We start from the raw sequence: 13,081 nt of genomic DNA on the forward strand, positions 1-13,081 counted from the left end.
ATGAAGGGTCTGTTACTGTATAATGATGCTGCGACCACGGAGGTATCGACCTCTCTGTTCGTCGGCAGGGTCAGATGTGTATAGGCGACAGGGGCAGCCTGCTGGTGCAGCTGGCGCGCAACGCGGGCGCGACGGTGATCGCGGCGGCCGGGGGCTCGCGCAAAACGGCGGTGGCGCGCGATCTGGGGGCGGACCAGGTGGTCGACTACACGCGGCCGGAGTGGGCCACGCAGGTCGGCCCCGTGGACGTGGTGTTCGACGGCGTCGGCGGTGCTCTGGGCGCGGCCGCGTTCGGGTTGGTGCGTCGCGGTGGGCGGCACTTCAGCTACGGCCTCGCGAGCGGTGCGTGGACGGCGGTGTCCGAGGAGGAGGCTTCGTCCCGGGGCGTCGTGCTGCACCGCGGCCCACTGGGCAGCCCGGCCGACCTGCGGGCCGCGACGGAGTGGGTCTTGGCGGAGGCCGCCGCGGGCCGGGTGAAACCGCTTGTGGGACAACGCTTCCCGCTGCACCGAGCCGCCGACGCGCACCGAGCGATCGAATCCCGCGCGACGATCGGCAAGACGCTGCTGGAGGTCTGACGCGAGTCCCACGCTCCGCCGCGCGAGTCCCACGTTCGGGCGCGCGAGTCCCACGTTCGGGCGCGCGAGTTCCGCGTTTGGGGGCGCGAGTCCTGCGTTCGGGCGCGCGAGTTCCGCGTTCCGGGGCGTGGGTTCCGCAGTCGTCAGGTGGGGCGGGCCCAGGCGGTGTCCCCCACAGTGACCACCCCGGCGCGGGTCACGCGCATGATCACGCCGAACTTGTTCGCGTGCCGGTCGATCAGGTGGGTCTGCAGCTCCGGCCACCGCCGTTGCCCCGACGGGTCCCAGCTCGGCACCGCGCAGCGGATGCACGGGCCCGCGTGCTCGCCGGTCACCTCCAGCGACACGCCGCCGACGTCGAGCGTGCTGCCGGCGGCCCAGTCCTCCTCGGCGAAGGCCGGGGCGTCCGCGATGAGGTGGATGTTCGGGCGGAAGCGGTGGAGTTCGACCGGCCGGCCGAGCTCCGCCGCGAGCGCCGTCAGCGACGCCTCGAACGTGACCAGCACCGTGGGGCCGCGGTCCTGCTGCCCGTCGGCCGCGCGCAGGTCCACCGGCATGCCGAACGACGCGGCGAGCGCCTCCACCAGCCCCGGCTCCTCCCAGGACCACGACCGGCCCTCCGGCGCGCGCAGCACCGGCGGCTTCGGCGGGTCGATCACGTCGGCGCCGTACTCCGCACCCCAGGTGAGCATCGCCGGGTTCTGGCGCACCGTCAGCACCTTCCCCCGGCGCTTCTCCCGCCCGTCGACCAGCGCGTGCGCCCGGTCGCCCGCCATGCCCCGCTCGTCGAAGCGCGCGGCGCGAACCTCCTCGCCCCGCAACGACTTCACCGGCCAGCGGTGCAGCGCGGCAACCGATCCCTCGAACACGAACCCCTCCTACGACCAGCGCACGGCGACCAGCTGGACCAGCAATGCCAACCGGACATCCGGGTCGTCCAGGTCCAGCGGGACGAGTTCGAGCACGCGCCGCATCCGGTACCGGAACGTGTTGGGGTGGATCCGCAACGCCTGGGCGGCCGACCGCGGGTCGCCGGGATGCCGCAGCCACTCGTAGAGCGTCTCGACGTAGTCCGTGCGGTTGATCCGGTCGTACTCGCGCAGCTGCTCCAGCGGTCCGAGCCCGGCGACGCCGGCCGCCGACGCCGCGGTGGCCGTGCGGTGCAACGCGAGCGCCGTCCACAGGCCGTCGAAGCTGCCGGACGGCCCCTCGATCACACCGGCGCGCAGCAGGCTCAGCGTCTCCTCCGCCTCGGCGCGCGACCGCGGCAGCTCGCCGATCTTCACCGCGCTCCCGGCCGCCACGCGTGGTGCGCCGCGGGACGCATCGGCCAGCGACGGCCAGTCCGCGCCGTCGGGCACGACGGTGTACAGCAGCCCGCCGAGCTCTGTCGCGATTGGACGGCGGCCGATGCCCAGCGACATCCGCTCCATCAGCGCCAGCCGCAGGCCTTCGTCGTCGCCCGGGGTGTCGACGACGACCACGCGGTGCGGTTCGTCGGTCAGCTCCAGCTCGGCGATCGCGGCGCGCGGCCCGGCTTTTCCTTCCAGCACGGCACGCAGCAGTTCGGCCGACGCGCGCCGCTGGGCGTCCGCGTGGGCCCGGCGGCGCAGGAGGTGGAGCGCGACGACCGGTGCGGTGTCGGCGAACGCGGCGGCGCGCTCGTCGGACACCGGGCCACGCACGACCGCCCACATCGAGCCGAGCAGTTCGCCGCCCATCCGGATCGGCACGATGAGCCGGGGCAGCGTGCCATCCCGTTGCGCGGGAACGAAAATCGTCTGGCGACCGCGGGACAGTTCGCGGAAGACACCGCGGGAGCGGAACTTCGCGAGCACGTCGTCGGGGATCCGGCGGCCCATGATGGTGGACACGCGGGCCGGGTCGGTGATGTCCTGGCGCGCCGAGTAGGCGAGCACGCGCGAGTTGGTGTCCTCGATGGTCACCGGGGCGTCGACGACCGCGGCGACGGCGTCCGCGAGCCGGAACAGGTCACCGGAGCCGGGATCGCCTTCGAGGGACTCGGGTTCCTCGGCCGCCGCGTCCAGCACGGTGCGCAGCAGCCACACCAGCTGCGCCCAGGCGGTGGCCGCGCGAACTTCGATGAGGGCGATGCCGGCCGCCTTCGCCGCCCGCCGCACCTGCGGTTTGCGGGCGACCGGAGGTTTCAGCAGCACCGCGGCGGCCCCGGCGGCGGCACTGTGGTCGATCAGCTCGACCGCCGCGTCCGGATCGCCGGTGGCGACGCCGAGGACCAGATCGCCCGCCGCGAGCTGGGCGGATGCTCCCGGCTCGGCGATGACCACGTCCGCGACGGCCGGGCAGGGGTCGGGTAGCTGGACCGCGTGCAGCAACGTCGGCCCCACCCGGTCGACCACGCTGCGGACGGACACCACCTCCGCAGGATACGGCTCGGTGGTGGGCCGAGCCATCGCCAAGCCGCGGCGGCCACGGCTGGTCCCGGCGGGGGACGAGCCGTGGCCGCACGCGAACCCCTACCGGCTCAGCACCCGGGCCAGGACGTCCCACAGGGTGCCGGCCGGGTCGGCGGCGCCGTCGGGGCACCGCCACGCCACGATCCCGTCCGGGCGGACCAGGGTGGCGCCACCGTCGCCCAAGCCGAACCGGCCGCGGAACAGCGGGTCGTCGATTTCCTGGTACTCCAGGGCGATCCCGGTCTCCGCCCGCACCTGCGAGACCGCGTCGCGCCAGCCGCCAGGGCTGAACAGGACCCAGCTGTGCCCGAGGAAGTCCCACGTGGACCCCGTTCCGACGGGCACGTGCGGGGCGCGGAACCCGGGTCGCCCGGACGGCTCCACCGGGTTCTCCACGACGTCGTCGTCCTCGGCCAGCACCGCGCCGGAGCGGTAGCGGAAACCGAGCGTCAGCGCGACCTGGTCGACCGGCTCGGCCAGTCCGGTCAGATCGAGGTCCGGCACCAACCGCTCCTTGGCGTTGTGCAGTGACGTGTTCACCACCATCTCCGCGATCGGCTTGCGTTCGGCCTCGTAGCTGTCCAGCAGGCCGGGCCCGGCGTCGCCGCGGAGCACGGCTGCCAGCTTCCACGCGATGTCGTGCCCGTCGCCCACGGCGGTGTTCCCGCCCATCCCGCCGGTCGGCGGGGTGACCTTCGCGGCGTCACCCACCAGGAACACGCGTCCGGCGGCGAACCGGTCGGCGATCCGCGCCGCCATCTCCCACATGCCCGTCCACTGGATCTTCGGCTCCAGATCCGGCAGATCGGTCGCCGCCCGGATCAACTGGACCAGCCGCTCCTCCGGGAGGGCGTCCACGCCCTCCGGCACGTCCACCGAGCACACGTACCGCCCCGGGATGTCGGTGTTGACCAGCGCCCCGGTGAACTCCGGCCCCTGCAGGTAGAACAGGTCCGTCACCCCGGGCAGCAGCCGGTCACCCAGATCGGCGTCGAACACGATCCCGATCGACCGCGAGATCGTGCCGACGCCGGAAGCCCCGATCCCGAGCACCTCCCGGATCCGCCCCCGCCCGCCGTCCGCGGCCACCAGGTACGACGCCCGCACGCTGGTCTCCTCGCCGCTGTCCCGCGAGCGCAGCACCGCGGTCACCCCGTCGTCGTCCTGCGAGAACGACACCAGCTCGGTGGAGAACCGCACCTGCGCGCCCGCCTCGCGCGCCCGCTCCAGCAGGATCGGCTCGACCACGTCCTGTCCCGCCATGCCCCACGGCGCCGCGGTCGCCGCGCTCAGGTCGAACTCGTCGAGATCATCGACGATCCGGTGGAACACCGTCCCGTTCAGGCTGGACGCCACCGTGATCCGCAACCCCCGCGAAGCCCGCTCGCTGACGCCGAGCACCTTCTGGTCGATCCCGGCGAACCGGTACAGCTCCATCGTCCGCGGCGTCTGCCCGGACGCCCGCGGGTGCAGCGACGTGCCCGGGTGCCGCTCCACCGTCAGCACGTTCGCGCCTTCGAGCGCCAGGAACATGCTCGCGGACAGGCCACCCAGCCCGGCCCCCACGACCAGGACGTCGACTCGTTCCATGGTTCCTCCTTCACTGTGGATATCCCCGTGCAAAAAGCATCTCAGTAACTAAGAGGCTTGTCAAACGAGAGGAATCCACACCGTGGAACCCGTTGGGCGCCCTGGCCGGGTCTGGCTAGCTTCGATCGCGGCGCCCCTGATCAGCCCACGCACCAAGGAGAACGACGATGACCGAGTCGCAGGCCTGGTCCTTCGAGACCAAGCAGATCCACGCCGGCGCGAGCCCCGATCCGGCCACCGGCGCGCGAGCGACCCCGATCTACCAGACCACGTCGTACGTCTTCCGCGACAGCCAGCACGGCGCCGACCTGTTCAGCCTCGCCGAGCCCGGCAACATCTACACGCGCATCATGAACCCGACCCAGGACGTGCTGGAGCAGCGCGTCGCGGCGCTCGAGGGCGGCGTGGCGGCGCTGGCGTTCGCGTCGGGTTCCGCGGCCACCACGGCGGCGATCCTGAACGTCGCCAACGCGGGCGACCACATCGTGTCCGGAGCGAAGCTCTACGGCGGCACCTACAACCTCTTCCGCTACACGCTGCCGAAGCTGGGCGTCGAGGTTTCGTTCGTCGAGCAGCAGGACGACCCGGAGCAGTGGCGGGCCGCCGTCCGCCCGAACACCAAGGCCTTCTTCGGCGAGACGCTCGCCAACCCGGGCAGCGACGTCCTGGACATCCGGACGATCGCGGACCTGGCGCACGAGGTGGGCGTGCCGCTGATCGTCGACAACACCATCCCGACGCCGTACCTGCTGCGCCCCATCGAGCACGGCGCCGACGTCGTCGTGCACTCCGCGACCAAGTACCTCGGCGGCCACGGCACCACCGTCGCCGGCGTGCTCGTCGACGGCGGCACCTTCGACTTCGGCGCGCACCCCGAGCGCTTCCCCGGCTTCACCGAGCCGGACCCCAGCTACCACGGCCTCAAGTACTGGGAGGCCCTCGGGCCCGGCGCGTACGCGGCGAAGGCCCGCGTCCAGCTCCTGCGCGACACCGGCGCGGCCATCGCGCCGCTCAACAGCTTCCTGATCCTGCAGGGCATCGAAACGCTGTCGCTGCGCGTGGAGCGGCACGTCGGCAACGCCAAGGCCCTGGCCGAGTGGCTGGAGCAGCGCGACGAGGTCGAGCGCGTCTACTACGCGAGCCTGCCGTCCAGCCCGCACTACCGCCTGGCGCAGAAGTACCTGCCGCGGGGCGCCGGTGCGGTGCTGTCGTTCGAGCTGCGCGGCGGTGTCGAGGCGGGCCGGAAGTTCGTCGACGGCACCGAGCTGCACAGCCAGCTGGTTAACATCGGTGACGTGCGCAGCCTCATCGTCCACCCCGCCAGCACCACCCACAGCCAGCTCACCCCCGAGGAGCAGCTCGCCAGCGGCGTCACGCCGGGCCTGGTGCGGCTGGCCGTCGGGCTGGAGGGCGTGGAGGACCTCAAGGCCGACCTGGAGGCCGGGTTCCGGGCGGCCAAGGCGGCCCTGTGACGGATCCGTCCACTGTGGATCTCCCGCCGGCGACCGGTGCGTGGCGGGAGGGGGATCCACCGGGACGGCGGCAGTGGGCCGCCGGTCGACAGCTGCGGCTGGACGCCGGCGGCACGCTGCCGGAGTACCGGATCGCGTACGAGACGTGGGGACGGTTGAACTCCGACGGCTCCAACGCGGTCCTGATCGCGCACGCCCTCACCGGGGACAGTCACGCCGCCGGTGCGGCGGAGCCGGGCCACCCCACGCCCGGCTGGTGGGACGGCCTGATCGGGCCGGGCCGCGCGCTGGACACCGACGAGCTGTTCGTCGTCGTGCCCAACGTGCTCGGCGGCTGCCAGGGCTCGACCGGACCGTCGTCGCCCGATCCGGACGGGCGGACGTGGGGCAGCCGGTTCCCGCGGATCACGATCCGCGACCAGGTCCGGGCCGAGGCCGTGGTGGCCGATCAGCTCGGCGTGGAGCGGTGGGCCGCGGTGCTCGGCGGGTCGATGGGCGGGATGCGGGCGCTGGAGTGGGCGGCGACGTTCCCGGCGCGGGTCGCGGCGCTGCTGGTGCTGGCGGCGCCGGCCGCGTCCTCGGCCGAGCAGATCGCCTGGGCCTCGCCGCAGCTGCACGCGATCACGGCGGACCCGGGCTGGCGCGGCGGCGACTACCACGACGCGCCACCGGGCGAGGGGCCGCACCGCGGGCTGGGCGTGGCGCGGCGGATCGCGCACGTGACCTACCGCAGCTCGCTCGAACTGGACCAGCGGTTCGGCCGGCTGCCGCAGGGCGCCGAGGACCCGCTGGGCGACGGCCGGTACGCGGTCGAGTCCTACCTGGACCACCACGCCGACAAGCTGGTGCGCCGCTTCGACGCCGCGTCCTACGTGCTGCTCACCCGGTCGATGAACACGCACGACGTGGGCCGCGACCGCGGTGGGATCGGCGCCGCGCTGTCCCGGGTGACCGCGCGCAGCGTGATCGCGGGCGTCGATTCCGACCGCCTCTACCCGATGCGGCAGGCGCACGAGCTGGCGGCGGGCATCCCGGGCGCGGGGGAAGCGGCCGAGATCACCTCGCCGTACGGGCACGACTCGTTCCTGATCGAGACGGCCCAGGTGGCGGCGCTGGTGAAGGCGCTGCTGCACTGACTGCGGTCCGGCTGCGCCGGAACTCGCTCGGATTGACGCCCCGGACCCGTTTGAACGCCGCGCTGAACCCGAAGGGGTCGGCGTAGCCGACGGAGCGGGCGATCTCGCCGATGGTCGCCGCCTCCCGCGCCACCAGCCGGTCCGCCGCGAGTGTCATGCGCCAGCGGGTCAGGTAGGTCAGCGGCGGTTCGCCCACCAGGCCGGCGAACCGCTTGGCCAGGGTCGACCGCGACACGCCGGTGCGCTCCGCCAGCGCGGCGACCGTCCACGGCGCCGCGGGCTGGGCGTGCAGCAGGCGCAGCGCGCGGCCGACCACCGGATCGCGCTGGGCGGCCCACCACGCCGGGGGCTCGCCGCCGGGCCGGTCGAACCACTCGCGCAGCGTGCAGACCAGCAGCCAGTCCAGCAGCCGGTCGAGCACGGCCTGCTGGCCCGGCGCGTCGACGGCGACCTCGGCGGCGAGGTGGTCCAGCACGGGGTCGGCGGTGTCCCCGGCATCGCCCACGCGCAGCACGACGGGCAGCGCGTCCAGCAACCGGCGGCTGATCTCGCCGCGGACCGGGTAGGCGCCGACGATCAGCGTCGTCGCGCCGTCGCCGTGGTCGTGCCAGCCGCGCCGGTACCGGGTCCCGCCCTGCTCGGGCGTCGCGCAGAACTCGCCGCACGCGACCGGTTCGGCCCGGGTGCCCGGCTCGTCGACGAAGGTGAAGGTCCCGGGCCCGCGCACGATGATCGTCTCGCGGGCGCGCAGGCGCTCGGGCCGGTGGTGTTCCGGCACGATCCAGCCCTCCCCGGTGAGCACGGTGCACAGGGTGAGCGGCGCGCCGTCCACGAAGTGCAGGTTCCAGGGCGGGGACAGGGTCGTGCTGCCGAACAGCGAGCCGTGGGCGCGCACCCCGCGGATCAGATCGCTGAACACGTCCACGCCGACGAGGTTAGACGATCACACAGGTGATCCGGCCTCTCAGCCATGTGCTCGTCCGGTCCCGCGGTGTTCACTCGAGATCATGAGCGACGCTTCGCTGACCCCCGACGACCTCGAGTTCCTCCGCCGTCCCCTGCACGGGTTCCTGACCGTGGCCGCGGGCCCGGTCCCGCCGCAGCCGCGGCCCGTGTGGTTCGAGGCCACCGAGGACGGCACGATCCAGCTGTTCACCACCCCGGACTCACCCAAGATGCGGCAGCTGCGCCGCGATCCGCGCGCCTCGATCGTGGTCGCCGCGCCGGTCGGTGAACGCGAGCGCTGGGTGTCGGTCGCCGGCCGGGTCACGGTGGAACCGGACGGCGCGGGGGAGCTGAGCGCCCGCCTGGCCGCCCGCTACTGGGACCTCGGCGACCCGGCCCGCGGCGCGGACCTCGCCGGGATCACGGCCGAGGACATGGTCCGCCTCGTCATCCACCCGGAGACCGTGCGCCGCTACCACTACTGACGGATCAGGTCAGCGCCTCGGAGATCCACTCGGTGACCGGGAGGTCCCGGTCCAGGCATTCCGCCGACAGCCGCACCGTCCAGCGCAGCGCCTGCAGCGTCAGGCTGTCCACCTCCGCGCGGTTGGCGCTGGCCAGCGCGATCTCCACCTGTTCCGCGGCCGCTTCGGCGTTGCCGTGCACCTCCGCCAGCAGCGTGCGGACCGCGGTGCGCACCGGCGGGTCGGCCTGGTCGATCGAGACCTCTTCGCCGGACTCGTCGAACACCTGGACCTTCACCGGGGCGCTGCCGCCGTCACCGAGCGTGCTCACCATCGTGCTGCACTCCTCGAACAGGAGCAGCATCAGCTCGCGCGTCTCGTCCCGGCTCGACGGGGCCACCTCGTCGAGCGCGTCGTCGTCGCGGCCGAGCTGCATCGCGACGAGGGCGCGCTGCGCCCGCGAGATCAGCTGCTGCCGGTCGGAGGTCACGGGATCTATCAAAGCCGGGGAAAGGCGTTCAACGGTAGTGGGAAAAACGAGTGACGTGGTGATCACGCCGCGGCCTGCAGCGCGCCGAGGGCGAGGCGCCGCAGCAGGACGGCCAGTTCGTCGTCGTCCAGATGGCGGTTGTACGGCGTCGAGTTGATCAACCCGAACACGGCGTGTGCCGCCGAGCGCGCCTGGCGTTCCCCCACTCCGGGGACGGCGTCGCGAATGACCTTCACCCATATCTCTACGTAACGACGCTGCAGGGCCCGCACCTGTTTGCGGTCGGCGTCGGTGAGGTTGGCGAGGTTGCGTTCCTGGACCGTGATCAGCGACGGGTGCGTGAGCGCGAAGTCGACGTGGAACTCGACCAGCTCCGCCAGCGCCTGCTCCGGATCGGCGGTCGCGTCCACGCGCGCGGTGCCGCCGTCCAGCAGGTAGTGGCTGATCGAGTTCAGCATCTCCCCGAGCATCGCGTCCTTGCTGCGGAAGTGCCGGTACAGGGCGGGGCCGGAGATGCCGACGGCCGCGCCGATGTCGTCGATGCCGACGCCGTGGAAACCGTGCCGGGCGAACAGCTCCGCGGCCGCGCTCAGGATCTCCTCGCGGCGGGTGGCCTTCTCGCCGGTGACCAGCGGCGTGGGACTCGTCGACACGTGAACATCTTATCGAGTCAGGTTAGCGAGCGCTAACGTCCGCCCGTCGTCACCTGTTGGTAGCCGAAATGCCTACTAAAAGGGGCTCCCTTGTGAGCAATGCACCTGGTAATCGTTCATTGAGTTGATTGCTCACGGAAGGTGGTCCCCGCTGTGCTGAGATCGCTTGCAACCACCGTCGTCGCGGCCCTCGCCGCGATCGGCCTGACCTCAGGGGTGGCCGGCGCGGCCACTCTCGACTACGTCGCGCTCGGCGACTCCTACTCCTCCGGGGTGGGCGCCGGGAACTACCTGGACTCGTCCAGCTGCAAGCGCAGCTCGAACGCCTACCCCGCGCTGTACGCCGGGCAGACCTCGGCGTCGCTGGACTTCCGGGCCTGTTCCGGCGCGAAGACCTCGGACGTGCTGAACAACCAGGTCAGCGCGCTGTCGGAGTCGACCGACCTGGTGACGATCAGCGTCGGCGGCAACGACGCCGGCTTCGCGGGTGTCATGCAGGACTGCATCCTCGGCGGGGACTCGGGCTGCAAGACGGCGATCGACAACGCGAAGGCGTTCGTCAACGGGACCCTGCCCGGGCTGCTGGAGAAGACCTACGGGGAGATCCGGTCGCGCGCCCCCGAGGCGACGGTGGTCGTGCTCGGGTACCCGCACTTCTACCAGATCGGCGGGTCCTGCTCGGTCGGGCTGTCCGACACTTCCCGCGGGTACATCAACAGTGGGGCCGACGCGCTGGATTCGGTGATCCAGAAGGAGGCGTCGGAGGCCGGTTTCACCTTCGCGGACGTGCGCCCGGCGTTCACCGGGCACGAGATCTGCTCCGGAGCCGCCTGGCTGCACAGCCTGACCTACCCGATCGACGAGTCCTACCACCCGACGGCGACCGGGCAGGCGCAGGGCTACTACCCCTCGCTGGTGGCGGCGCTGGGCTGAGCTGGGCAGGGGTGGCGCGGCCGCCCCTGCCGCGCGCTCAGGCGTGCAGCGCGGGCCGGTAGATCAGCTCCTGGATGTGGCCGTCGAGCGTCCGGCTCTCGAGCAGCTCCAGGTCGAAGTCGGCCCCGCCCGCGAAGATCGGGTCCAGCCCGGTCTTCGCGGTGATCACCGGGAAGAGCGTCACGTGGACGCGGTCGACCAGGCCGGCGGCCATCAGCGCGCGGTTCAGCGAGAGGCTGCCGTGCGAGCGCAACGGCACCTCCGACTCCTCCTTGAGCCGCCTGATGACGTCGACGGCGTCGCCGCTCACCACGCTCGCGTCCGGCCAATCGAGCGGTTCCCGCAGCGTGGACGACACGATGGTCGCCGGCAGGTTCCGCATCCGGGTCACCCACGGGTCGCGGACGTCGGAATCCTCGGTGCTCTCGGCCAGCATCTGCGTGAACACCCGGTACGTGTTCGCGCCGAAGACGATCCGCGGTTCCTCCTCGTACAGGGCGAGACGGCGTTCCAGCAGCTCGGGACCCTGTTTGCCCCAGTAGCCGGTCCAGTCGCCACCGGCCGCGCCGAAGCCGTCGAGGCTGGTGAAGACGTCGAATGTGTAGGTCGCGGTCATGGTGTCCTCCTCGTCTCTCACTGCCACGTCGGACGAGCTCACCACGATTCGACACCCTCGTGTTCCCGAACCTGGACATCGCACGTTAGTAGTGGTTAACATCGACCCGAACGTTAACGACTACTAACCAGGTTCGGCGTCGGATGAGGAGGGTCATGGACTTCCCGGTGCTCGGCACCTCGGCGGACCCGCGAAGTGAGCAGTACGCCCGTAACGCGACCGCCCACGCGGAGCTCGTCGAGGATCTGCGCAAGCGCTTGGCGACCGCTCGGACGGGTGGCCCCGAGAAGGCGCGTGCCCGGCATGTGGAACGCGGCAAGCTCCTGCCGCGGGACCGCGTGGACGCCCTCCTCGACCCGGGCTCGCCGTTCCTCGAGCTGTCGCCGCTGGCCGCGAACGGGCTCTACGACGACGAGGCCCCCGCCGCCGGCATCATCACCGGCATCGGGCGGGTCTCCGGCCGCGAGTGCGTCATCGTCGCCAACGACGCGACCGTCAAGGGCGGCACGTACTACCCGATGACGGTCAAGAAGCACCTCCGCGCGCAGGAGGTCGCCCTGCACAACAACCTGCCGTGCATCTACCTGGTCGACTCCGGCGGCGCCTTCCTGCCCAAGCAGGACGACGTGTTCCCGGACCGCGAGCACTTCGGCCGCATCTTCTACAACCAGGCGACCATGTCCGCGCGCGGCATCCCGCAGATCGCGGCCGTCCTCGGTTCCTGCACCGCCGGTGGCGCGTACGTCCCGGCGATGAGCGACGAGGCCGTCATCGTCCGCAACCAGGGCACGATCTTCCTCGGCGGCCCGCCGCTGGTGAAGGCCGCGACCGGCGAGGTCGTCACGGCCGAGGAACTGGGCGGCGGCGACGTGCACGCCCGCCAGTCCGGCGTCACCGACCACCTCGCCAACGACGACGCGCACGCCCTGTCGATCGTCCGGAACATCGTGGCCACGCTCGGCCCGCGCAGCCCGCGCCCGTGGGAGACCCGCCAGGTCGAGGCCCCCGCGGTCGACCCGCTGCAGCTCTACGGCGTGGTGCCCACCGACTCGCGCACCCCCTACGACGTGCGTGAGGTCATCGGGCGCGTCGTCGACGGCAGCCGCTTCGCCGAGTTCAAGAAGGAGTACGGCGCCACCCTGGTCACCGGCTTCGCGCACATCCACGGCCACCCGGTCGGCATCATCGCCAACAACGGCGTGCTGTTCGCCGAGTCGGCCATGAAGGGCGCGCACTTCATCGAGCTGTGCGACAAGCGCTCGATCCCGCTGGTCTTCCTGCAGAACATCAGCGGTTTCATGGTCGGCCGCGACTACGAGGCGGGCGGCATCGCCAAGCACGGCGCCAAGATGGTCACCGCCGTGGCGTGCGCCCGCGTGCCCAAGTTCACCGTGATCATCGGCGGCTCGTTCGGGGCGGGCAACTACTCGATGTGCGGGCGGGCGTACTCGCCCCGCTTCCTGTGGATGTGGCCGAACGCGCGGATCTCCGTGATGGGCGGCGAGCAGGCCGCGTCGGTGCTGGCGACCGTCCGCCGCGACTCGATCGAGGGCCGCGGCGGCGAGTGGCCCGCCGAGGAGGAAGAGGCGTTCAAGGAACCCATCCGCCGCCAGTACGAGGAGCAGGGCAGCCCCTACTACTCGACCGCGCGGCTGTGGGACGACGGCGTGATCGACCCGGCGGACACCCGCATGGTGCTCGGGCTCGCGTTGTCGGTCGCGGCGAACGCGCCGCTGGAACCGGTCAGCTACGGCGTCTTCCGGATGTGA

12 protein-coding genes and 1 pseudogene are annotated in these 13,081 nt (G+C 72.0%); 6 read left to right on the forward strand and 7 right to left on the reverse strand.

Annotated elements, in window-relative coordinates:
- Window positions 1–83: 83 nt before the first annotated feature.
- A pseudogene (locus tag D0D15_RS14880) lies at window positions 84–578 on the forward strand (zinc-binding dehydrogenase); the annotation flags it as partial.
- Between the two features lie 143 nt (window positions 579–721).
- Here D0D15_RS14880 and D0D15_RS14885 read toward each other — a convergent pair.
- The 3 genes from D0D15_RS14885 to rdmE form a co-directional block, all read right to left on the reverse strand.
- A complete protein-coding gene (locus tag D0D15_RS14885; protein WP_094008594.1) occupies window positions 722–1,447 on the reverse strand; it encodes an MOSC domain-containing protein in 726 nt (241 codons plus the stop codon).
- A 9-nt stretch (window positions 1,448–1,456) separates the two neighbouring features.
- Complete coding sequence (locus tag D0D15_RS14890; RefSeq protein WP_094008595.1) at window positions 1,457–2,974, reverse strand: PucR family transcriptional regulator; 1,518 nt, start codon at window positions 2,972–2,974, stop codon at window positions 1,457–1,459.
- Between the two features lie 99 nt (window positions 2,975–3,073).
- On the reverse strand, window positions 3,074–4,603 hold the full coding sequence (rdmE, locus tag D0D15_RS14895; protein ID WP_094008596.1) for an aklavinone 12-hydroxylase RdmE: 1,530 nt from the start codon (window positions 4,601–4,603) through the stop codon (window positions 3,074–3,076).
- Window positions 4,604–4,770: 167 nt separating this feature from the next.
- Here rdmE and D0D15_RS14900 point away from each other — a divergent pair, with 167 nt between their 5' ends.
- Together D0D15_RS14900 and metX are read left to right on the forward strand one after the other, a co-directional pair.
- On the forward strand, window positions 4,771–6,075 hold the full coding sequence (locus D0D15_RS14900; RefSeq protein ID WP_094008597.1) for a bifunctional o-acetylhomoserine/o-acetylserine sulfhydrylase: 1,305 nt from the start codon (window positions 4,771–4,773) through the stop codon (window positions 6,073–6,075).
- Between the two features lie 14 nt (window positions 6,076–6,089).
- Entirely contained in the window at window positions 6,090–7,211 is a 1,122-nt protein-coding gene (metX, locus tag D0D15_RS14905) for a homoserine O-acetyltransferase MetX (protein WP_094008598.1), read from the forward strand.
- Here metX and D0D15_RS14910 read toward each other — a convergent pair.
- Window positions 7,132–8,136: an AraC family transcriptional regulator gene (locus D0D15_RS14910; RefSeq protein ID WP_094008599.1), complete on the reverse strand. Its 1,005-nt coding sequence runs from the start codon at window positions 8,134–8,136 to the stop codon at window positions 7,132–7,134. The two genes, metX and D0D15_RS14910, sit on opposite strands and share 80 nt — an antisense overlap.
- A gap of 82 nt (window positions 8,137–8,218) precedes the next feature.
- Here D0D15_RS14910 and D0D15_RS14915 point away from each other — a divergent pair, with 82 nt between their 5' ends.
- Window positions 8,219–8,641, forward strand: a complete 423-nt coding sequence (locus tag D0D15_RS14915; protein ID WP_115944508.1) for a pyridoxamine 5'-phosphate oxidase family protein — start codon at window positions 8,219–8,221, stop codon at window positions 8,639–8,641.
- A 4-nt stretch (window positions 8,642–8,645) separates the two neighbouring features.
- Here the strand turns inward: D0D15_RS14915 and D0D15_RS14920 are convergent, their stop codons facing one another.
- The gene (locus D0D15_RS14920) at window positions 8,646–9,056 is read right to left on the reverse strand and encodes a hypothetical protein (protein WP_369806848.1); all 411 of its coding nucleotides are present in this window, start codon (window positions 9,054–9,056) and stop codon (window positions 8,646–8,648) included.
- A gap of 116 nt (window positions 9,057–9,172) precedes the next feature.
- Entirely contained in the window at window positions 9,173–9,763 is a 591-nt protein-coding gene (locus D0D15_RS14925; protein ID WP_094008602.1) for an SACE_7040 family transcriptional regulator, read from the reverse strand.
- A gap of 153 nt (window positions 9,764–9,916) precedes the next feature.
- Between D0D15_RS14925 and D0D15_RS14930 the strand changes: the two genes are divergently transcribed.
- Complete coding sequence (locus tag D0D15_RS14930) at window positions 9,917–10,696, forward strand: SGNH/GDSL hydrolase family protein (RefSeq protein WP_094008603.1); 780 nt, start codon at window positions 9,917–9,919, stop codon at window positions 10,694–10,696.
- A gap of 37 nt (window positions 10,697–10,733) precedes the next feature.
- Here D0D15_RS14930 and D0D15_RS14935 read toward each other — a convergent pair whose 3' ends face one another.
- Window positions 10,734–11,312: a dihydrofolate reductase family protein gene (locus tag D0D15_RS14935; RefSeq protein ID WP_094008604.1), complete on the reverse strand. Its 579-nt coding sequence runs from the start codon at window positions 11,310–11,312 to the stop codon at window positions 10,734–10,736.
- A 155-nt stretch (window positions 11,313–11,467) separates the two neighbouring features.
- Here D0D15_RS14935 and D0D15_RS14940 point away from each other — a divergent pair, with 155 nt between their 5' ends.
- Complete coding sequence (locus D0D15_RS14940) at window positions 11,468–13,081, forward strand: carboxyl transferase domain-containing protein (protein WP_094008605.1); 1,614 nt, start codon at window positions 11,468–11,470, stop codon at window positions 13,079–13,081.

The sequence above is a fragment of the Amycolatopsis thermalba genome (assembly GCF_003385215.1).
Taxonomy (GTDB): Bacteria; Actinomycetota; Actinomycetes; order Mycobacteriales; family Pseudonocardiaceae; genus Amycolatopsis_E; species Amycolatopsis_E thermalba.

Bases quoted from the DNA above. Each gene is read 5' to 3' on its own strand.
- rdmE (WP_094008596.1), bottom strand. From the start codon at position 4,603: ATGGAACGAGTCGACGTCCTGGTCGTGGGGGCCGGGCTGGGTGGCCTG.
- D0D15_RS14900 (WP_094008597.1), top strand. From the start codon at position 4,771: ATGACCGAGTCGCAGGCCTGGTCCTTCGAGACCAAGCAGATCCACGCC.
- D0D15_RS14915 (WP_115944508.1), top strand. From the start codon at position 8,219: ATGAGCGACGCTTCGCTGACCCCCGACGACCTCGAGTTCCTCCGCCGT.
- D0D15_RS14920 (WP_369806848.1), bottom strand. From the start codon at position 9,056: ATGCAGCTCGGCCGCGACGACGACGCGCTCGACGAGGTGGCCCCGTCG.
- D0D15_RS14935 (WP_094008604.1), bottom strand. From the start codon at position 11,312: ATGACCGCGACCTACACATTCGACGTCTTCACCAGCCTCGACGGCTTC.
- D0D15_RS14940 (WP_094008605.1), top strand. From the start codon at position 11,468: ATGGACTTCCCGGTGCTCGGCACCTCGGCGGACCCGCGAAGTGAGCAG.